The organism is Enterobacter chinensis (genome assembly GCF_034008295.1).
Taxonomy (GTDB): domain Bacteria; phylum Pseudomonadota; class Gammaproteobacteria; order Enterobacterales; family Enterobacteriaceae; genus Enterobacter; species Enterobacter chinensis.
On the sequence record NZ_JARDVI010000002.1, the window covers coordinates 753,130 to 773,817 of the forward strand.

The 20,688-nt window shown below is 56.4% G+C and carries 20 protein-coding genes; 6 read left to right on the forward strand and 14 right to left on the reverse strand.

Annotated features, from left to right (window positions below; all coding sequences use genetic code 11):
• Nucleotides 1-10: 10 nt before the first annotated feature.
• Together dxs and PYW49_RS08565 are read left to right on the forward strand one after the other, a co-directional pair.
• Nucleotides 11-1,873, forward strand: a complete 1,863-nt coding sequence (dxs, locus tag PYW49_RS08560) for a 1-deoxy-D-xylulose-5-phosphate synthase (protein ID WP_320386229.1) — start codon at nucleotides 11-13, stop codon at nucleotides 1,871-1,873.
• A gap of 63 nt (nucleotides 1,874-1,936) precedes the next feature.
• Nucleotides 1,937-2,911 carry an aldo/keto reductase gene (locus PYW49_RS08565; RefSeq protein ID WP_134348633.1) on the forward strand — a complete coding sequence of 325 codons (975 nt, stop codon included), beginning with the start codon at nucleotides 1,937-1,939 and terminating at the stop codon, nucleotides 2,909-2,911.
• A 62-nt stretch (nucleotides 2,912-2,973) separates the two neighbouring features.
• On the opposite strand, the gene thiL is transcribed toward PYW49_RS08565, so the two are convergent.
• The 5 genes from thiL to nrdR form a co-directional block, all read right to left on the reverse strand.
• Entirely contained in the window at nucleotides 2,974-3,945 is a 972-nt protein-coding gene (gene thiL / locus PYW49_RS08570) for a thiamine-phosphate kinase (RefSeq protein WP_320386230.1), read from the reverse strand.
• Nucleotides 3,946-4,022: 77 nt separating this feature from the next.
• Nucleotides 4,023-4,442, reverse strand: a complete 420-nt coding sequence (nusB, locus tag PYW49_RS08575) for a transcription antitermination factor NusB (protein ID WP_006809908.1) — start codon at nucleotides 4,440-4,442, stop codon at nucleotides 4,023-4,025.
• A gap of 21 nt (nucleotides 4,443-4,463) precedes the next feature.
• A complete protein-coding gene (ribH, locus tag PYW49_RS08580; RefSeq protein WP_006176874.1) occupies nucleotides 4,464-4,934 on the reverse strand; it encodes a 6,7-dimethyl-8-ribityllumazine synthase in 471 nt (156 codons plus the stop codon).
• A gap of 87 nt (nucleotides 4,935-5,021) precedes the next feature.
• Nucleotides 5,022-6,125 carry a bifunctional diaminohydroxyphosphoribosylaminopyrimidine deaminase/5-amino-6-(5-phosphoribosylamino)uracil reductase RibD gene (ribD, locus tag PYW49_RS08585; protein WP_320386231.1) on the reverse strand — a complete coding sequence of 368 codons (1,104 nt, stop codon included), beginning with the start codon at nucleotides 6,123-6,125 and terminating at the stop codon, nucleotides 5,022-5,024.
• A gap of 4 nt (nucleotides 6,126-6,129) precedes the next feature.
• Nucleotides 6,130-6,579 carry a transcriptional regulator NrdR gene (nrdR, locus tag PYW49_RS08590; protein WP_006176872.1) on the reverse strand — a complete coding sequence of 150 codons (450 nt, stop codon included), beginning with the start codon at nucleotides 6,577-6,579 and terminating at the stop codon, nucleotides 6,130-6,132.
• Nucleotides 6,580-6,731: 152 nt separating this feature from the next.
• Here nrdR and PYW49_RS08595 point away from each other — a divergent pair, with 152 nt between their 5' ends.
• Both PYW49_RS08595 and PYW49_RS08600 read left to right on the forward strand, forming a co-directional pair.
• The gene (locus PYW49_RS08595) at nucleotides 6,732-7,271 is read left to right on the forward strand and encodes a SadB/YajI family lipoprotein (protein ID WP_134348635.1); all 540 of its coding nucleotides are present in this window, start codon (nucleotides 6,732-6,734) and stop codon (nucleotides 7,269-7,271) included.
• Between the two features lie 270 nt (nucleotides 7,272-7,541).
• Nucleotides 7,542-8,426, forward strand: coding sequence for a nucleoside-specific channel-forming protein Tsx (locus PYW49_RS08600; RefSeq protein WP_025756198.1), 885 nt, complete (start codon nucleotides 7,542-7,544; stop codon nucleotides 8,424-8,426).
• Between the two features lie 118 nt (nucleotides 8,427-8,544).
• On the opposite strand, the gene PYW49_RS08605 is transcribed toward PYW49_RS08600, so the two are convergent.
• The 7 genes from PYW49_RS08605 to queA form a co-directional block, all read right to left on the reverse strand.
• Nucleotides 8,545-9,225, reverse strand: a complete 681-nt coding sequence (locus PYW49_RS08605) for a helix-turn-helix transcriptional regulator (RefSeq protein WP_134348636.1) — start codon at nucleotides 9,223-9,225, stop codon at nucleotides 8,545-8,547.
• 14 nt (nucleotides 9,226-9,239) lie between these two features.
• Entirely contained in the window at nucleotides 9,240-9,605 is a 366-nt protein-coding gene (locus tag PYW49_RS08610) for a VOC family protein (protein ID WP_134348637.1), read from the reverse strand.
• 142 nt (nucleotides 9,606-9,747) lie between these two features.
• Nucleotides 9,748-10,719 carry a protein translocase subunit SecF gene (gene secF / locus PYW49_RS08615; RefSeq protein WP_134348638.1) on the reverse strand — a complete coding sequence of 324 codons (972 nt, stop codon included), beginning with the start codon at nucleotides 10,717-10,719 and terminating at the stop codon, nucleotides 9,748-9,750.
• 10 nt (nucleotides 10,720-10,729) lie between these two features.
• Nucleotides 10,730-12,577, reverse strand: a complete 1,848-nt coding sequence (gene secD, locus PYW49_RS08620; protein WP_134348639.1) for a protein translocase subunit SecD — start codon at nucleotides 12,575-12,577, stop codon at nucleotides 10,730-10,732.
• Between the two features lie 27 nt (nucleotides 12,578-12,604).
• The gene (gene yajC, locus PYW49_RS08625) at nucleotides 12,605-12,937 is read right to left on the reverse strand and encodes a preprotein translocase subunit YajC (RefSeq protein WP_042320789.1); all 333 of its coding nucleotides are present in this window, start codon (nucleotides 12,935-12,937) and stop codon (nucleotides 12,605-12,607) included.
• Nucleotides 12,938-12,959: 22 nt separating this feature from the next.
• The gene (tgt, locus tag PYW49_RS08630; RefSeq protein WP_134348640.1) at nucleotides 12,960-14,087 is read right to left on the reverse strand and encodes a tRNA guanosine(34) transglycosylase Tgt; all 1,128 of its coding nucleotides are present in this window, start codon (nucleotides 14,085-14,087) and stop codon (nucleotides 12,960-12,962) included.
• Nucleotides 14,088-14,142: 55 nt separating this feature from the next.
• Nucleotides 14,143-15,213: a tRNA preQ1(34) S-adenosylmethionine ribosyltransferase-isomerase QueA gene (gene queA / locus PYW49_RS08635; protein ID WP_134348641.1), complete on the reverse strand. Its 1,071-nt coding sequence runs from the start codon at nucleotides 15,211-15,213 to the stop codon at nucleotides 14,143-14,145.
• A 92-nt stretch (nucleotides 15,214-15,305) separates the two neighbouring features.
• On the opposite strand from queA, the gene acpH reads away from it, so the two are divergent.
• Nucleotides 15,306-15,887: an ACP phosphodiesterase gene (gene acpH, locus PYW49_RS08640; protein ID WP_320386232.1), complete on the forward strand. Its 582-nt coding sequence runs from the start codon at nucleotides 15,306-15,308 to the stop codon at nucleotides 15,885-15,887.
• Between the two features lie 127 nt (nucleotides 15,888-16,014).
• Nucleotides 16,015-16,617 (forward strand): peroxiredoxin, encoded by a 603-nt coding sequence (locus PYW49_RS08645; protein ID WP_014168840.1) that lies wholly within the window; start codon nucleotides 16,015-16,017, stop codon nucleotides 16,615-16,617.
• 45 nt (nucleotides 16,618-16,662) lie between these two features.
• On the opposite strand, the gene PYW49_RS08650 is transcribed toward PYW49_RS08645, so the two are convergent.
• Both PYW49_RS08650 and PYW49_RS08655 read right to left on the reverse strand, forming a co-directional pair.
• Nucleotides 16,663-18,048: a DUF3999 domain-containing protein gene (locus PYW49_RS08650; protein ID WP_320386233.1), complete on the reverse strand. Its 1,386-nt coding sequence runs from the start codon at nucleotides 18,046-18,048 to the stop codon at nucleotides 16,663-16,665.
• Complete coding sequence (locus tag PYW49_RS08655; protein WP_320386234.1) at nucleotides 18,045-20,660, reverse strand: DUF2339 domain-containing protein; 2,616 nt, start codon at nucleotides 20,658-20,660, stop codon at nucleotides 18,045-18,047. The genes PYW49_RS08650 and PYW49_RS08655 overlap by 4 nt, the downstream gene beginning before the upstream one ends.
• Nucleotides 20,661-20,688: the final 28 nt, after the last annotated feature.

The window sequence follows — 20,688 nt, forward strand, 5'->3', positions numbered from 1 at the left end:
TGAGCCTTTGATGAGTTTTGATATTGCCAAATACCCGACACTGGCGTTAGTGGACTCCACCCAGGAGTTACGCCTGTTGCCGAAAGAGAGCCTGCCGAAGCTGTGCGACGAACTGCGTCGCTACCTGCTCGACAGCGTTAGCCGTTCCAGCGGCCATTTCGCCTCCGGGCTTGGCACGGTTGAGCTGACCGTGGCGCTGCATTACGTCTATAACACGCCGTTCGATCAGCTAATCTGGGACGTAGGGCACCAGGCATATCCGCACAAAATTCTGACCGGACGTCGCGATAAAATTGGCACCATTCGACAGAAAGGCGGCCTGCATCCGTTCCCGTGGCGCGGTGAGAGCGAGTATGACGTATTGAGCGTCGGCCACTCCTCCACGTCCATTTCTGCGGGTATCGGTATTGCCGTTGCCGCCGAAAAAGAGAACAAACAGCGCCGCACCGTCTGCGTGATTGGCGATGGTGCCATCACCGCAGGTATGGCCTTTGAGGCCATGAACCACGCGGGCGATATCAAGCCAGACATGCTGGTTATTCTTAACGATAACGAAATGTCGATTTCCGAAAATGTCGGCGCGCTGAACAACCATCTGGCTCAGCTGCTCTCCGGCAAGCTTTACTCCTCGCTGCGTGAAGGCGGCAAGAAAGTCTTCTCCGGCGTACCGCCGATCAAAGAGCTGCTCAAGCGCACCGAAGAGCACATCAAAGGCATGGTCGTGCCGGGTACCCTGTTTGAAGAGCTGGGCTTTAACTATATTGGCCCGGTTGACGGCCATGACGTGCTGGGTCTGGTGACCACACTCAGGAACATGCGCGATCTGAAAGGCCCGCAGTTCCTGCACATCATGACCAAAAAAGGGCGTGGCTACGAACCGGCGGAAAAAGATCCGATTACCTTCCACGCGGTACCGAAATTTGACCCGTCCAGCGGCTGTCTGCCAAAAAGCAGCGGCGGCATGCCGAGCTATTCAAAAATCTTCGGCGACTGGCTGTGCGAAACCGCAGCGAAAGACAACAAGCTGATGGCGGTCACCCCGGCCATGCGTGAAGGCTCTGGCATGGTGGAGTTCTCCAGAAAATACCCTGACCAGTATTTTGACGTGGCCATTGCCGAGCAGCACGCGGTGACGTTTGCAGCGGGCCTGGCCATTGGCGGCTACAAGCCGGTTGTCGCTATCTATTCCACCTTCCTGCAGCGCGCCTACGATCAGGTGATCCATGACGTGGCCATTCAGAAACTGCCGGTACTGTTTGCTATCGATCGTGCGGGCATCGTCGGTGCTGACGGTCAGACGCACCAGGGTGCATTTGACCTGTCGTTCCTGCGCTGTATTCCGGATATGGTTGTCATGACGCCAAGCGACGAGAACGAATGTCGCCAGATGCTGTTTACCGGCTACCACTATCAGGATGGTCCAAGCGCCGTTCGCTACCCGCGCGGTAATGCGGTAGGCGTTGAGCTCCAGCCTCTGGAAAAACTGCCGATAGGTAAAGGTCTGGTAAAACGTCGCGGTGAGAAAGTGGCGATCCTGAACTTCGGTACGCTGATGCCGGAGGCCGCGAAAGTGGCTGAAACGCTGAATGCAACCCTGGTGGATATGCGCTTTGTGAAGCCGCTCGACGAGTCCCTCATCCTGAGTATGGCTGAAATGCATGACGTACTGGTCACGCTGGAAGAAAACGCCATTATGGGCGGTGCGGGCAGCGGCGTGAACGAAGTGCTGATGGCAAACCGTAAAGCCGTTCCGGTGCTGAACCTCGGCCTGCCGGATCATTTCATTCCGCAAGGTACTCAGGACGAAGCGCGTGCGGCTATTGGCCTGGACGCTGCCGGTATCGAAGCCAAAATCCGCACCTGGCTGGACTGACCCCCTCCCCCTTTTCCGCTCCTGCTATGCTTAAACCTGGTGTTTAAACAGCAGGAGCGGACCGTGCAATACACTACATTAGGAAAAACCGACCTTAAAATTTCCAGACTTTGTCTGGGATGCATGACCTTTGGCGAGCCCGATCGGGGAAACCACGCCTGGACGCTGCCGGAAGAGAGCAGCCGTCCGATTATCAAACGCGCTATCGAGGGCGGCATTAACTTCTTTGACACCGCCAACAGCTACTCTGACGGCAGCAGCGAGGAGATTGTCGGCCGTGCCCTGCGCGATTTTGCCCGTCGTGATGAAATCGTCGTCGCGACCAAGGTGTACTACCCGGTGGGCGACCTGGCTGAGGGCCTTTCTCGCGCGCAAATCCTGCGTTCCATTGATGACAGCCTCAGACGGTTAAATATGGATTACGTCGATCTGCTGCAAATTCACCGCTGGGATTACAACACGCCAGTCGAGGAGACGCTTGACGCGCTGAACGACGTGGTCAAAGCCGGTAAAGCACGCTACATCGGCGCGTCGTCTATGCATGCATCGCAGTTTGCACAGGCGCTGGATCTCCAGGCGCAGCACGGCTGGGCGCGCTTTGTCACCATGCAGGATCACTACAATCTGATCTATCGTGAAGAAGAACGTGAAATGTTGCCGCTGTGCCATCAGGAGGGCGTGGCGGTGATCCCGTGGAGCCCGCTGGCACGCGGCCGCCTGACCCGCCCATGGGGAGAAACCACGGCCCGCCTGGTATCGGATGAAGTGGGAAAAAACCTGTACGAAGGAACAGAGGCCAGCGATGCGCTAATTGCCGAACGCTTAGCCGGGATCGCCGACGATACCGGTGCAACTCGTGCCCAGGTGGCGCTGGCGTGGCTGCTGGGTAAACGCGGCGTCGCGGCACCGATTATCGGCACATCCCGGGAAGAGCAACTTGATGAACTGCTGAATGCGGTGGATATCACGCTGACGCCGGAGCAGATTGCCGAGCTGGAGACGCCATATCAGCAGCATCCGGTGGTGGGGTTTAAGTAAGCTCCATCTTTTGTAGGCCGGGTAAGGCGAAGCCGCCACCCGGCAATACAGAGCGCGCAAACTTACGCGAAGTGATCGTACCCTTTCCAGTCCAGCGTAACGGGCGCACCGTCTTTCACAAACTTCAGCCCTTCGCTCTCCGGCATGATCTGACCGATACAGGTAAACTTCGCGCCGAGATGCGCTAACGCCACATCCAGCGTCCCACGGTTCAGCTCAGGCACCGTGAAGCACAGCTCATAGTCTTCGCCACCGGAGAGCGCCCAGCGCAGGGCCTGCTCAGGTTCAACGTGGCGAAGCAGCTGTTCTGACAGCGGGAACAGGTCCAGGTCAACGCGCGCGCCGACGCCGCTGGCCTTCAGAATATGGCCGAGGTCTGAGATGAGACCGTCAGAGAGATCGATAGCCGAGCTTGCCCGCTCGCGCAGCGCCTGACCGTGCAGAATACGCGGCGTCGGGCGCAGATGGCGTTTCACCAGATACGCCGCATCGTCAGCGTCCTTCACGGTTAAGCGATCCTGCAGAATAGCCAACCCTGCCGCGCTGTCGCCCGGCGTACCGGTCACGTAGATCCAGTCGCCGGGTTTTGCGCCCGAGCGCTTCAGCGCGCGACCGAGCGGGACATAGCCGTGGATCGCCAGCGTCATCGACAGCGGCCCGGCTGTGGTATCACCGCCAATCAGCTGCATATCGTAGTAGTTGAGCTGCTCAAACAGCGCATCGCTGAAGACTTCAAGCCAGGCTTCATCCACCTCAGGCAGCGTCAGGGCCAGCGTCAGCCATGCGGGATCGGCGCCCATTGCCGCCAGATCGCTAACGTTAACCGCCAGCGCTTTATACGCCAGATCGGCAGGATCGATATCCGGTAAGAAATGACGTCCGCACACTAAGGTGTCGGTGCTGATTGCCAGCGTCTGTTTTTCGGGAATATTGAGAAGTGCACAGTCATCGCCAATGCCGGTTTCAACATCAAGACGAGAGGTTCTGACACGGTCGAAATAACGGGCAATCAGGGAGAATTCGCCGCATGCCATACGTTATGCCTCAGCAAATAAAAGAAAAAACCGGAGCCGCACTGCCCGTCAGGCAACGCAGGACTCCGGTTTGCGGATCACTTTTTGTGGGGACGGATCGCAGGTGCTGCTTTATCAAGAACGCCGTTTACAAACTTGTGGCTGTCTTCAGCGCCGAAGGTTTTCGCCAGTTCGATCGCTTCGTTGATGGCCACTTTATACGGCACATCATCACGTTTTGACAGCTCAAACAGCGCGATACGCAACACTGCTTTTTCTACCTGACCCAGCTCTTCGAGCAGACGGGACAGGTAAGGTTTCATCAGACCATCGAGATACGCGCTATTAGTCGCCACTCCCGACAGCAGTTCACGGAAGTACAGAACGTCAACATCTTTCACGTCCTGTTCTGACAGGAACTGGTATTCAACATCAGCGATGTCGTTCTGGGACAACTGCCAGGAGTAAAGTGCCTGGACGGCACATTCACGGGCGCGGCGACGAGCAGCAGGTTTCACGGAATTCCCCTTACAAAAAAATCAGGCCTTGATGGCTTTCAATACATTGATCATTTCAAGCGCGGTCAGTGCAGCTTCTGCACCTTTGTTACCGGCTTTGGTGCCAGCACGTTCGATGGCTTGCTCAATACTTTCGGTGGTCAGCACGCCAAACGCGACAGGAATTTCAGCATCCTGCGCAACGTGTGCCAGACCGTTGCTTGCACCGCCCGCAACGTATTCGAAGTGCGCAGTGCCGCCACGAATAACAGTACCCAGTGCAATCACTGCGTCGTATTTACCGGTTTTTGCCAGCGCGCCCGCTGCCAGTGGCAGTTCGTAAGCACCTGGAACCCAAACAACGGTAATGTTGTCATCTTTAACCTGGCCAATACGTTTCAGGGCGTCAATGGCACCTTCCAGCAGGCTGTCGTTGATGAAGTTGTTGAAACGCGCAATGGTGATGGCGACGCGAGCGTCCGGGGTAGCTACAGCAGCTTCAATAATGTTCATACTCTTCCTTTACGGGTTCATTTGGCCCCGCAGGGGGGCGGATTTTATCATAATACTTTGCGCACTGCTTCCCTATTTCGGGAGCAATTACGCTGTCGTTAAGTGGAGGCAGACATCCGGACCCACCGGACGAATCTCGCTAAATTTGAGCTGTGGTGCATCGGCCAGTTTTTCAAGGCCGGGCAGCACAAACAGGCCGCGCGCGTCGTGACCTAACAGTTTAGGCGCAACGTAAACAATCAATTCATCCACCAGTCCGGCCTGTAAGAGCGCACCGGCAAGCGTTGGCCCCGCTTCTACCCAGATGTTGTTCACCTGCTGCTTGCCGAGCAACATCATCAGCACCACGAGATCCAGATGACCGTTATGCTCCGGCACCATGATGCTGCGCACACCTTCCGGCCATTCGCGCGTATCTTCTTTGGTGCGGGCAATCCAGGTTTCACCGGGCTGCTGGACAATGCGGTGTTCAGGCGTCACGCGGTTCTGTCTATCAATGATAATACGCAGCGGCTGACGCAGGTTCTCCTGCGGGTAAAGCGCCTGGGTATCGGCATTCAGTTCGTCCCAGCGTACGGTCATGGCCGGATCGTCAGCCAGAACCGTTTCACTGCTGGTGAGGATAGCATGGCTTTGCGCACGCAGACGTTGCACATCGCGCCTTGCCTGCGGCGAGGTTACCCACTGGCTCTCGCCGTTTGCCATCGCCGTACGTCCATCCAGCGAGGCGCCCAGCTTAAGCTGGATATACGGGAACCCGGTGCGCATACGTTTCAGGAAGCCTTTATTGATCGCTTCCGCGTCCTGCATCATCAGCCCATGGCTGACCTCAATGCCTTCCTGCTGCAGTCGATACAGCCCGCGTCCAGCCACCTGCGGATTCGGGTCCTGCATCGATGCGACCACGCGTGAAACACCTGCTGCAATCAACGCTTCGCAGCACGGCGGCGTACGCCCGTGATGGCTGCAGGGCTCCAGCGTAACGTAGGCCGTGGCACCGCGCGCCTTCTCGCCGGCCATACGCAACGCATGAACTTCAGCATGTGGCTCGCCTGCACGATAGTGAAAGCCCTCTCCCACGATCTCGCCATCTTTAACGATCACGCACCCGACGTTCGGGTTGGGATGGGTAGTAAAACGACCACGCTGCGCCAGCTTCATGGCGCGCGCCATGTAAATCTCATCGTGCATGAGCTTAATCCTGTAAGCGGGCGATCTCTTCGCCAAACTCTTTGATATCTTCGAAGCTGCGGTACACAGAGGCGAAGCGGATATAGGCGACCTTATCGAGCTTTTTCAACTGCTCCATCACCAGGTTGCCGATCATCTTGCTGGGCACTTCACGCTCGCCTAAGCCACGAAGATGAGATTTGATGTGATTTAACGCCATTTCAACGTCATCTGCGCTTACAGGACGTTTTTCGAGGGCTTTCAGCATCCCGCTGCGCAGCTTCTCTTCGTTAAACGGCTCGCGCACATCGTTACTTTTTACCACGCGCGGCATAACCAGCTCCGCAACCTCGAAGGTCGTGAAACGCTCGTTGCACACCAGACACTGCCGACGACGGCGTACGGATGACCCTTCGCCCACAAGACGAGAGTCGATGACTTTGGTATCCACAGCGGAGCAGAATGGGCAATGCATACGGTATCCCTGTTATCCGGTTAACTGATTTTCATTTTACCCTGATCTGGCCTGACAACAAAGGAAGAGCTTTTTGAGATAAAGGATCTATGTCTGACACGATGATGCTGGCTACCATTAGAGCGATCCGTTATTTCAAGGAAATAAACGCAATGACAAGACGTTACCTGAAAATTTTGCTGGTGGGGAGCCTCTTCACCCTTAGCGCCTGTGCACAGCAAACCGAAGTCCGTCAAATGAAACAGAGCGTGAATACGCTCAATACGGCGATGGACAAACTGAACAAAGAAACGGTGAAGATCACCCAGCAAAACGCGCTTAACGCTAAATCCAGTAGCGGAGTCTATCTGCTGCCGGGAGCAAATACGCCTGCGCGCCTGAACAGCCAGGTTGGCACGCTGAAGATGTCGCTGGTGAACGTGGCGGCGAATGCAGATGGTACTCGCGCAACATTACGCATCCAGGGCGAATCCAACGATCCGCTTCCGGCCTTCAGCGGCACCGTCGAATGGGGGCAGATCCAGGGCACCACGGAGAATTACCAGGAGGTGAACGTGAAGAATCAGCTTTTCACCGCCCCGGCCAGCGTTTTAGCACCCAGCGATGTGGAAATTCCTCTTCAGTTAAGCGGCCTTACGCCGGAACAGTTAGGCTTTATCCGCATTCACGACATTCAACCCGCCGCGCAGTAATTCCATCCTCTTAAGCGGAGTGAAATGTCACTCCGCTAACATTTACATTTCGTATGGATTGGCAACATAAATGATTGCCGCTACAATCCCGGCCGTTTAAAGTACGCAAACGTGAACGCAATCGATTACGTGTGTGAGAGATATGTGAAACAACACATATTTTTGTGAGCAGGGATTCCTATAATAGGCACCGCAGAAATACGAAATATTTAGAAACGCAATTCGCGCATTTTTCACTCCCGGAAGGGAATTTCAATCAGTGGCATGATTATGAAAAAAACATTACTCGCAGCTGGGGCCGTGCTGGCACTGTCCTCCTCTTTCACTGTTAACGCAGCGGAAAACGATAAACCGCAATACCTCTCCGACTGGTGGCATCAGAGCGTTAACGTGGTCGGCAGCTACCACACCCGCTTCGGACCACAGATCCGCAACGATACCTACCTGGAATATGAAGCATTCGCCAAGAAAGACTGGTTTGATTTCTATGGCTATATGGATGCACCGGTCTTCTTCGGTGGTAACACCGACGCGAAAGGTATCTGGAACCACGGTTCCCCACTGTTCATGGAGATCGAACCGCGCTTCTCTATTGATAAACTGACCGGTACCAGCCTGGCGTTTGGTCCGTTTAAAGAGTGGTATTTCGCGAACAACTACATCTACGACATGGGCCGCAACAAGTCCGGTCGCCAGAGCACCTGGTACATGGGTCTGGGTACGGACATCGACACCGGCCTGCCAATGAGCCTGTCTCTGAACGTGTACGCTAAGTACCAGTGGCAGAACTACGGTGCCGCAAACGAAAACGAGTGGGATGGCTACCGTTTCAAAGTGAAATACTTTGTGCCAATCACCCAGCTGTGGGGCGGCAACCTGAGCTATATCGGCTTCACCAACTTTGACTGGGGTTCAGATCTGGGCGACAACGACTTCCGCGACCTGAACGGTAAGAAAGCGCGCACCAACGACTCCATCGCCTCCAGCCACATCCTGGCGCTGAACTACGATCACTGGCACTACTCTGTTGTTGCGCGTTACTGGCACAACGGTGGCCAGTGGAACGACGACGCCAGCCTGAACTTCGGCAACGGCGACTTCAGCGTTCGTTCTACCGGTTGGGGTGGTTACCTGGTTGTGGGTTACAACTTCTAATCAGTGCGAGATTGTGCGGGCTGGTGCCCTCACCCCTTCCCTCTCCCACGGGAGAGGGCGCAAACACAAAAAACGGCAACATCGTTGCCGTTTTGCTTTTACCTCGCCACCCGGCTTTTCACTGCTTCACCTTCCGCAAAAAATCCGCCAGTGACTTATCCGCACTCTCGCTAAACCGTCTCTCCGTCTGCATAATATTGAGGCATCTGTCGAGCCGGAAACAGCGGTAGTCATCGCGCCGTTCGCACCACGCCGCCAGCAGCCAGCGCTCCCCCCAGAAGAACAGCCCCAGCGGCTGAACCTCGCGCTTAGAGAGCTGTCCGGCTTCATCACGATAATGCAACACCAGCACGCGCTGGGCGGAAATCGCCTGATGAATCATGTCAAAATCGCTGCGGGAGTGGCTTTGCATGCAAAAGTCCGGCGCGTAGATCCGCGTCTGCTCCGCCTTTCGCCGGCTCTCCTCGGGCAGGATAGCCAGCACCTTTTCCTGAGCCGACTCCAGCTCGCGCGACAGCGACTCACCTCCCCAGGTTTTGAGCAGGCGAATCGCGACGATCAGCGCCTCTGACTCCTTATTTGTCAGCATCAGCGGCGGTAGGTCAAAACCCGACATCAGCCGATATCCGCTTCCTGCCTCACCCTCTACCGGCACGCCGGAAAGTGAAAGGTCGCGGATATCGCGGTAGACCGTGCGCTCAGATACACCAAGCCGGTCTGCCAGATGCGCTGCCGTTGTCAGACGCCTGCCCCGCAGGATCTGCACAATCTGGAACAAACGGTCAGCGCGTCGGGTCATATCTTATTCAGCTCTCAGGCAGGTTGATGGAGGCCGACGCGATTACCTTCGCAGTCGGTAAACAGAGCAATAGTGCCAATGCCACGCGGCAATTCCAGCGGCCCGAATACGCACTCGCCGCCTGCGCTAGCGATACGATCGAGCGTGGCCGCCAGATTGTCAGTATGCAGGTAGATAATAGCGCCTTCGTGAGACGGTACAATGCCCTCAAATTTTGCCAGCGCCCCGCCGGTACCCGGATCCTCATGCGGGAATACGGCCAGCTCGACGCAGTCCATTTTCTCGCTTTTTAATGAAACCTGCATCACTGGCTCATAAAAATTAATTGCACGATCCATATCCGTGACCGGGATTTCAAACCAGTTAATTACGCTTTTCATACATTCTCCTGACTGTTGTTTGGGTTCGAAAAGAGTCTACGACAGGGCTCCTGACAGCATACTGTCAGGAGTGTTTGTCAGGAGCAGATAAAAAAAATCCCGGCCAACAGACCGGGATTTCGATAACGCGCTAAACGTCGCCTTACGGCAGAATGGACGGCTGGTCCGCCCCTTCTTTCTCGACTTTCTGCTGGAGCAGGTGCTCGCGCTTCATGCCGAGTTTCAATGCCAGTGCAGATGCCACGTAGATAGAAGACGCAGTACCGATGGTGACACCAATCAACATGGTCAGCGAGAAGCCTTCCAGTACCGGACCACCGAAGAGATACAGCATCAGGATAACCATCAAAGTGGTTCCGGATGTGATCAACGTACGGTGCAGCGTCTGGGTCAACGACACGTTAAAGATTTCGTACGGCGTACCGCGACGGATCTTACGGAAGTTTTCACGAATACGGTCAGATACCACGATACTGTCGTTCAGTGAGTAACCGATAACGGACATCAGGGATGCCACAATCGTCAGGTCAATCTCAATGTGGAACAGCGACAGTACGCCCATGGTGATCACCACGTCGTGCGCAAGAGCGATAACCACACCTGCCGCCAGTCGCCACTCAAAGCGGAAACCAACGTAAATCAGGATGGAAATCAACGCCACCATCAGCGCCATCGCACCGGTCTGCGCCAGGTCAGCACCTACGCTTGGGCCGACGAACTCAATACGCTTCACCGCCGCATTCTGGCTGGTCGATTCGTTGATGACGTTCAGAACCTTGCTACCCAGCTCCTGGCTGCCGTTGGCATCGTGTACCGGCGGCATACGCACCATGATGTCGCGGCTGCTGCCGAAGTTCTGCAGCAGCGGCTCTTCAAAGCCTGCTTTCTGCAGAGACTCGCGCATCTGGTCCATATCGATCGGTTTTTCCAGGGAGATTTCAATTACCGTACCACCGGTAAAATCGAGACCCCAGTTAAAGCCTTTCACGCCCATGATGACGATGGACACAATCAGCAGAAAACCTGAAATGCCGAAGGCCCAGTAGTCCCAGCGCATAAAGTCCCAGACTTTACGGCCGTGGTTTAATTGTTCAACAGTATATTCCTGTGCCACAACGCACTCCTCAGATAGACAGCTTTTTGACGCGCTTGCCGCCATACAGCAGGTTCACGATGGCACGGGTGCCGACAATAGCGGTAAACATTGACGTTGCGACACCGATACCGGTTGTAATCGCAAAGCCTTTGATAGCGCCAGTACCCACTGCATACAGGATAAGAACCTTAATCAGTGTTGTTACGTTCGCATCGAAGATGGAGCTGAACGCCCCTTTGTAGCCTTCTTCAATCGCCTGTTGCACAGAGCGACCGTTGCTCAGCTCTTCTTTGATACGTTCGTTTATCAGTACGTTGGCGTCGACCGCCACCGCAAGGGTCAGAACGATACCCGCAATACCCGGCATGGTCAGCGTCGCGCCCGGCAGCAGGGACATGATGCCGATGATCAGCACCAGGTTAGCCAGCAGCGCGGACGTCGCAATCAGACCAAACTTCTTATAGAAGAAGATCATGAAGAGGATGGAGACAACCAGACCGGCCAGACACGCTTCCAGACCCTGCTGGATGTTTTGCATACCAAGCGTAGGACCAATGGTACGTTCTTCTACAATCTGAATTGGCGCAATCAGCGCACCGGCACGCAGCAGCAGGGAGAGCTGACGCGCTTCGTTCGGGTTGTTAATACCGGTAATACGGAAGCTGTTACCCAGACGAGACTGGATGTTGGCGATGTTAATCACCTCTTCCTCTTTCACCAGCACCGCACGACCGTTTGCATCTTTCTTACCGCTGTCTTTGTACTCCACGAACAGGGTCGCCATCGGTTTGCCGATGTTGTCCTTGGTGAAGTTAGACATGATGTTACCACCCGCGCTATCGAGCGAGATGTTAACCTGCGGCTGGTTATATTCGTCCTGGCTGGAAGTGGAGTCGGTGATATGGTCACCGGTCAGGATCACGCGTTTGTACAGCACAACTGGCTGACCTTCGCGGGTCTGTTTCACTTCGGAGTCACCCGGAATACGGCCTGCGGCAGCAGCGGACTGGTCGACATTGGAGTTAACCAGACGGAATTCGAGAGTAGCGGTTGCACCCAGAATCTCTTTCGCACGTGCGGTATCCTGGATACCCGGCAGCTCTACCACGATACGGTCAGCGCCCTGACGCTGAACCAACGGCTCAGCTACACCCAGCTGGTTTACACGGTTACGCAGAATGTTGATGTTCTGCTGAACGGCGTATTCACGCGCTTCGCTCAGACGCGCATCCGTCATCACCGCGCGCAGCTGGTTGCTGCCCTGAGAGGTAATCACCAGATCGCGGTGACGTTGAGACAGGTAAGTTACAGCCTGGTCGCGTGCCGCACTGTCGCGGAACGTGATGCTCATGCCGTAGTTATCTTCTTTACGCACGGTGGTATAGGCGATGCCTTTTTCACGCAGATCGCTGCGCAGGCTATCGATATTCTGTTCCTGCAGCTTGCCGAGCGCGGTGTCCATATCCACTTCCATCAGGAAGTGAACGCCACCACGCAGGTCAAGACCCAGTTTCATTGGCTCTGCATTCAGAGCAGCCAGCCAACGCGGGGTTGCAGGAGCAAGGTTAAGCGCCACGACATATTTATCACCCAGCACGCCCATCAGCGCTTCACGAGCGCGGAGCTGCGTGTCGGTGGTGTCGAAGCGAGCAAGAATAGCGCCCTCTTCCAGTGCCACAGACTTAGCGGTAATTTTTTCTTCTTGTAACGTTTTCTGGACCTGGATCAGCGTTTGCTCACTGGCGGCGACACCGCGCGCGCCAGTGATTTGAACGGCCGGATCCTCACCATACAGGTTGGGAAGTGCGTACAGCAGGCCGACGATAATCACGACGACCAGCATGATGTACTTCCACAAAGGATAACGGTTTAACACGGCAGTTCCCTTTGGGAAAAGTTGGGATTACAGCGCCTTCATGGTGCCTTTCGGCAGAACGGCAGCTACGAAGTCACGTTTGATAACCACTTCAGTGGTGTCATTCAGGGCGATAGCAATGTAGCCGCTTTCCGCTACTTTGGTCACGCGACCCACCAGGCCACCGTTGGTCAGCACTTCATCGCCTTTCGCGATAGAGTTCATCAGGTTTTTGTGCTCTTTGGTGCGCTTCTGCTGTGGACGCAGGATCATGAAGTAGAAGATCAGACCGAACACAACCAGCATCAGAATCAGAGACATTGGGCTGCCCTGAGAAGGCGCGCCAGTTGCTGCTACCGCATCAGAAATAAAAAAGCTCATTCAAATTCCCTCATTATTAAAATTAATCAACGTTCAAAGGTGGGACATCCCGGCCCTGACGTTGGTAAAAATCGGTCACGAAGCTCTCTAATTTACCCTCTTCGATAGCCTTACGTAAACCAGCCATTAAGCGCTGATAATAGCGAAGATTGTGAATGGTATTGAGACGTGCACCCAAAATCTCATTACAACGATCGAGATGATGCAGATACGCACGAGAATAATTGCGACAGGTATAGCAATCGCACTCGGCATCGAGCGGACTGGTGTCACTTTTATGCTTCGCGTTACGGATTTTCACCACGCCATCGGTAACAAACAGATGACCGTTACGCGCGTTGCGGGTTGGCATGACGCAGTCGAACATATCAATGCCGCGGCGTACGCCTTCAACCAGATCTTCTGGTTTACCCACGCCCATCAGGTAACGGGGCTTATCTGCCGGGATTTGCGGGCAGACATGTTCCAGAATACGGTGCATGTCTTCCTTCGGCTCACCCACAGCCAAACCGCCGACAGCGTAGCCATCAAAACCTATCTCTACCAGACCTTTAACAGAGATATCGCGTAAATCTTCGTAAACGCTGCCCTGGATAATGCCAAACAGCGCATTTTTGTTCTGCAGGGAGTCAAAACGGTCGCGGCTACGCTGCGCCCAGCGCAGAGACATCTCCATAGAACGTTTCGCGTAGTCCCAGTCGGCCGGATACGGCGTACATTCGTCGAAGATCATCACGATGTCAGAGCCGAGGTCGTACTGAATCTCCATCGATTTTTCAGGATCGAGGAAAATCGGATCGCCGTTGATCGGGTTACGGAAGTGTACGCCCTGCTCGGTGATCTTGCGGATATCTCCCAGGCTGAAGACCTGGAAACCGCCTGAATCGGTCAGGATGGGGCCTTTCCACTGCATGAAGTCATGGAGATCGCCGTGGAGCTTCATGATCTCCTGACCCGGGCGCAGCCACAAGTGGAAGGTATTACCGAGGATGATCTGCGCGCCAGTGGCTTCCACCTCTTCCGGCGTCATCCCTTTGACGGTACCGTAGGTGCCCACAGGCATAAACGCGGGGGTCTCTACCACGCCGCGATCAAACACCAGGCGACCGCGACGCGCGCGGCCATCGGTGGTATCGAGTTCAAATTTCATTTTCATTCCTCTGTGCCAGAAAAACAGTCCGACACATTATTCTGGTGCCGCGGACTTATTCCCCGACACGCTCATTCAAAGCCAGCGGATTGTACGTGATAAACATCGCGTCCCCGTAGCTAAAAAAGCGATATTTTTGTTCTACCGCAGACTTGTAGGCATTCATCGTATGCTGATAACCCGCAAACGCGGACACCAGCATAATCAGCGTGGATTCAGGCAGATGGAAGTTGGTCACCAGCGCGTCAATCACTTTGTACTGATAGCCCGGGTAGATAAAAATCTGCGTGTCGCCAAAGAACGGCTCGATAAGATCGTTTTTCGCCGCTTGCGCGGCACTCTCCAGCGAGCGCACCGACGTCGTACCGACCGCAATGACGCGGCTACCGCGCGCTTTCGCGGCCAGCACCGCATCCACCACATCCTGCGGCACTTCGGCATATTCAGAATGCATGATGTGATCTTCGATACTGTCTACGCGCACCGGCTGGAAGGTTCCCGCGCCGACGTGCAGCGTCACAAACGCCATCTCAATCCCTTTCGCGCGCAGTTTTTCCAGCAGCGGTTCATCAAAGTGCAGGCCCGCCGTTGGCGCCGCGACCGCGCCAGGTTTCTGGCTGTAGACGGTCTGGTACAGCTCGCGGTCGGCCTCTTCGTCCGGACGCTCAATGTACGGCGGCAGCGGCATGTGGCCAATGGCGTTCAGAATGTCGAGCACCGTGCGCTCGTCGTTGAATTCCACTTCAAACAGCGCGTCGTGGCGCGCGGTCATCGTCGCTTTGATGCTCTCGTCATCACCCAGCAGCAGTTCCGCGCCCGGTTTCGGCGCCTTGGATGCGCGAATATGTGCCAGAATACGTTTATCATCGAGCATACGTTCGACCAGCACTTCAATCTTGCCGCCGCTGGCTTTACGACCAAACAGGCGTGCCGGGATCACGCGGGTATTGTTAAAGACCAGCAGATCGCCAGGGTTGAGCTTGTCGAGCAAATCGGTGAAAGTACCGTGCGTCAGCTCGCCCGTTGGCCCATCCAGTGACAGCAAACGACAGCTACTGCGCTCAGGCATTGGATAGTGAGCAATCAGGGATTCAGGTAGTTCAAAGGAGAAATCGGCGACGCGCATGACGTATACTCGTGACTTAAAAACAGGCGGCATAGTCTAGTGCTCACACCCTTTTGCTGCAACAACTAGCCGCCCCCGGACAAATAAAACGCATGAATTTTCTCGCTCACCTGCATCTCGCTCATCTCGCTGACAGCTCTCTTTCCGGTAATTTGCTGGCCGATTTCGTGCGCGGCAACCCCGCTGAAGACTATTCCCCAGAGGTTGTCGACGGGATTTTTATGCACCGCCGCATCGACGTATTGACCGATAAGCTGCCGGAAGTGACGGAAGCCAAAGCGTGGTTTCGCCCTGAAACGCGCCGCGTTGCGCCGATCACGCTTGATGTGATGTGGGACCACTTCCTGTCGCGTCACTGGGAGCAGCTGTCGCCGGAGATGCCATTGCCGGATTTTGTTCGCTATGCCCACCGGCAGGTGTCGATCATTTTGCCCGACTCACCGCCGCGCTTTGTGAATCTGAATAATTATCTGTGGTCCGAACGCTGGCTGGAGCGCTATCGTGAGATGGACTTCATCCAGAATGTGTTGAATGGGATGGCGAGTCGTCGCCCGCGGCTTGATGCGCTGCGCGACTCCTGGTATGACCTTGACGAACATTACGATGCGCTGGAAACGCGTTTCTGGCAGTTTTACCCGCGCATGATGGCGCAGGCGAAAAACAAACAGCTCTGACAGAATTCGCATTGATAGGTAAAAGCTGGCGGAACGATTGTCACCACCTCTTTGTCTTATCCATGAACACTCTCTATACTGGCTCGCGTTGCGTTCCAAATAACCTTAGTATCTACAGGAGAATCATATGGTTCTGGTAACTCGTCCGGCTCCGGATTTTACAGCTGCAGCAGTTCTGGGCAACGGTGAAATCGTTGAAAACTTCAACTTCAAACAGCACACCAACGGTAAAGCGACCGTTCTGTTCTTCTGGCCAATGGACTTCACTTTCGTTTGCCCGTCTGAGCTGATCGCATTCGACAAACGTTATGAAGAATTCCAGAAGCGTGGCGTGGAAGTGGTTGGCGTCTCCTTCGACTCTGAATTTGTACACAACGCATGGCGTAACACCCCTGTCGACAAAGGCGGCATCGGTGCGGTGAAATACGCAATGGTTGCGGACATCAAACGCGAAATCCAGCAGGCTTACGGTATCGAACATCCGGACGCTGGCGTTGCACTGCGTGGTTCTTTCCTGATCGACGCCAACGGCATCGTTCGTCACCAGGTTGTGAACGATCTGCCGCTGGGTCGTAACATCGACGAAATGCTGCGCATGGTTGACGCGCTGCAGTTCCACGAAGAGCACGGCGAAGTGTGCCCGGCTCAGTGGGAAAAAGGTAAAGAAGGCATGAACGCGTCTCCAGACGGCGTGGCTAAATACCTGTCTGAGAACGTATCCAGCCTGTAATCGGCACGGTTTACGAAAAAGGCCCGCTTATGCGGGCCTTTTTTTTTATGCCTTACGCTGCGTCTCCCGCCAGATGCGCCAGGCCATACCCGCCAGCAGAATCACCCCTGCGATCAGCACGCCCCACACCAGCAGCGTGTTCATCCTGCTCTCCCGCTCGGCCGCAGAGGTAGCGGTCAGACGCTCCTCACCGCCTAACGCGATATTATCCTGAATGTCAGCCTGCGGCAGGTTCGCCATATCATAGGTTTTTCGCAGGTCGGCAGGGATCAGCATGCCGGGCTCCACGTTTGCAGGCTTTGCGGCCCCGTTGCCCCAGGCGAGCACGTACGGTGCTTTCCCCTGCGCGTTGAACACCAGGTCATAGCGGTCGCGATGCCCCGTGACGCTCGGCAGGTATTCTGGCAAACGCGCATTCAGCGCCGTGATTTTCACCGCCTGGACCAGGCCCCCGTTAAGCGAAACCGGTAGGGACGTTTTTCCCTCCAGACGGTACAGAACCTCTTTTTTCAGCGGGTGCCATGTGTCTTTTTCCGAACTCCGCCACGCTATCTCCACGGGAAGGACGCCATCGCCATTCAGTGAGATGCTGACAGCACTTAGCGGTTGCGGTCGTGCCCACCGCCACTGCGCTTCACTTGCCGATAGCGGCTCCCCTTCCCCCTCAAGGTTAATCTCTTCCGGGGCCGCCTGCTCAGGTGCGCTAATTGCGTTTACGCCAGTCAAGGTTAACCCCTGGTTTTGCGTATTCAGCACTACCATGAGATAGCGATTCGCATCGGGAGATAAAACAGTATCGGTATCGATCCGATCGAGCTTAAGACGATCCTGACCGCTGACGACGTCCAGCAGCGGCATATCCTCGCGCAGGGTATACCAGCGCTTAAGATCCTCGCTGTAATAGACCGACGCCGTTCCCTGCCACGGCGTCTGAGGGGTATTCCAGAGCAGCTGCAGCTGGGATATGGACATCTCCCCCGTAGCCTGCTCCGGCAAGGTCAGCAGATAATGTTGCCCGGCTGCGGCGGCTTTTTGCCCCTCGAGCACAATCTCCACGCCGTTTCCGGAACGGAGCAGAATTTTATCGCTATCACCGCCGTTTCGCGAAGACGCAAGCGGCGAGGCGTCCAGAGGAAAGAGGCGAAGTGCTGTAGATTGCACTGACGGCTGCGGACGCGTAGCGGCGATCAGGCTGAAGGGAACCGGCTCGCCCGACTGGTTAAAAACGCGGACATCATGCAGATCCGGTGACGTGCTCTGCTCATAGACGGCGAGCGGCAGCATCACCCGATACCACTGGGAAGGAACAGACGTATCCAGTGAACGGCCAAAGGCATAGTCCCGGGGCGATTCCGTTTGTACCTCGTCGCAGAACGCCGGGCCGGAAAGCGCCAGCAGCGCGGTATACGCTACCGCTTTCATCCATTTCATTTTTCATCTCCTGTTTTGGGCGGTAGCGGTGAGAAATACCCCACGATCAGTACCAGTATCGCCACGCCGATAAACGCCACCGCACGCGACAGACCGCCTCCGCCCGCGCTGTCTACCAGCATCAGTTTAACCATTACCACACCCAGCAGCGCAGCGCCGCAGAGCCACTCCTGCCGGGAAACCCGGCGGGTGGCATGGATCATGACCACCAGCGCGCTCAACATCCAGAACAGGGCAAAACAGGTCTGGACAAGCCGCGAATCCCACAACGATTCCATATTCCAGGCCACGTCGCCATACCAGGCCAGGGCGCGCATTAGCGCACCGTTAAGCCACCAGAAGCCAAACGCCATAATCGCGACGCCGGGCCACGGGCGGGCTTGCGAAAGCAACGCGGGGTAGTAGCGCTCCACTGCCTGATAAAAGATCACCAGCCCCAGTAACGCGAACGCGGCACCTTCCTCAAGCGGGTTCACCAGCGGTAGCCATGTCTGGCGATAGACCACACCGTCCTGGAAATTGGTCACGACCAGCAACACCAGCAGCGCCGCGACAACAGGGATCGGAGCCAGGCAGGCGTAAAGCGCGGGCCATTCCCGGAACGGCCATCCGCGACGCCGTACCGCTGCAGAGAGCGCCATAATCAAACCGCCGCCTGCTGCCATCGCTAATCCGCTGCCCCAGGCCGCCATGCCCCACGGCAACGACCGGGCAAACCAGTAAAGCTCGGCGGCTAGCGCCAGTAAAATCATCCATAACAGCGACAGATGCAGTCCCATCGCGATGCGCGGCAGGAGTCTTTCACCGTCACGTCGCAGCAGCATCAGTGCGGCAGGAAGTGCAACGCACCAGGCGAGATTTGACCAGCCAGCGGCAAAGATCTGCTGGTGCCAGAGCTGATACCCCACCATCAGCAGCATAACCGGCCACAGCAGCCATTTGCTGGCATCCAGCTCCCGCCACGCCAGACGAGCAGCCACCTGCCGCCAGCCCCAGACCGACGCCGCCGTCATCGCCAGCACGCCCGCCAGAATCGGTAATTCCTGCGTCATCACCAGCCCCGATGCGCCCAAGAGCGCCACGAGCCAGAACAGCAGCCCACCGGCCAGCAGCGCCCAACTGACCGGCATAAAGAGAGTCCGCCACAGCCAGGCCGCACTCAGCCAGGAAAGGCTGAGGATAGTGAAGATCAGCAGCAGGCTCAGCGACGTCACGCCGTTCGTTTGCGCCCACAGCGCGCTGCCGAGCGCCAGCACCAGCAGCGCCGTCCCGCTATAGCTCATGCGACGCTGGTTCTGCTGCACGCCCAGCCAGAGGATACCCAGCCCTTCCAGCGCCCAGGCCATCGCCGTCCAGCGCGCCGACAGCGCCAGCGGAATGGCGAGCGTGGCGAACCCGCCGCCGATGGCCAGCGCCGCCATGACCAGCGGTCGTCCGATAGAGGGATAGCGCCGCAGCGCAAGGAACGCGAGGGTAAGATAAAATGCGCCATATCCGAGGGCGCTCAGCGCCGGGCCATATTCCCAGTGCCGGGTCATGCCGTACTGCATCCCGAAGCCTATCAGCGGCGGGGCAAACAGCAGTACGCCGTCAATAATCTGCTTCCCTTTCTCCTGCGCCCGCAGCGACAGCGCCACGCTCAGCACGCCGAATATCAGCGTATTAGCAATCAAAAACAGCTGGCAAACCCAATAGTCTTCAGGCCGGTAGTCGTTCAGCCCCCACAGACCGCCGACGCCGAACGTAAACAGCAGTCCAAGCAGATTCAGCTCGCGCCAGTGCTGCCAGATGCTAATCGCGAGAATGCCGATGGAAAGCAGGAGATAGAAAGAGAACAGCGCCACAAAGCTGCCGCCCCCGGTAGACAAGAGCAGCGGCGCAAGATACCCGCCGAGGCTCGCCAGCATGGCAAGGCTCAGCGCCCTCTGCAGCACCGCCAGCCCGACGCTCGCCGCACAAATGACCACCAGCAGCGCAAAGGCCAGCGTCATCGGCAACATCTGCCAGAGCCGGAAGGCACCAAAGACGGTCAGATAGAGGATGCCTGTCGCCCCACCCTGGAGAATCAGCGAATAGACACGCTGTTTGTGCCGCAGCCGCCACCCGAGGGCCAGCAAAACCATAGCAAACAGCGCCGTCGCGGCAAGGCGAAGCTCAAGCGGGAACAGGGAGTGTTCGACGGTATAGCGCAGCAGGAAAGAGAGCCCGAGGAAAAGCAGCAGGATCCCAAGCTTCGCCAGCGGATTGCCCTGCATGAACCAGCGCACCAGCGACGTCAGTATGCCGCCAAAGGCGGAAGGCTGTTTTGCCGCGGGCGCAGGAGCAGGAGCGGGTTTTGTCGCGGCAGCGGGAATCTCGGGGCGCCAGGGGTCGACAGGCGCGGGCGCGTCCTCAACCACGGGCTCGGGCGCTACCTCCGGCGCAGCGGCCTGTTCAGGCCCCGGTGCGTTCTCCGCCACGCCGCGCTGCTCGAGTGCCTCAATGCGCTGGCGAAGCCGGGCGATCTCCTGTCTCGCCGCCGTGCTTCGATTAAAGCCGATAACCGCAAGCACCGGCGCAACCCCCAGTGCAAAAACCAGGAACAAACAGCCAAGGATGTAAAGCTCGTCCATGTTTCCACCTTCACCGTAAACGATCCGT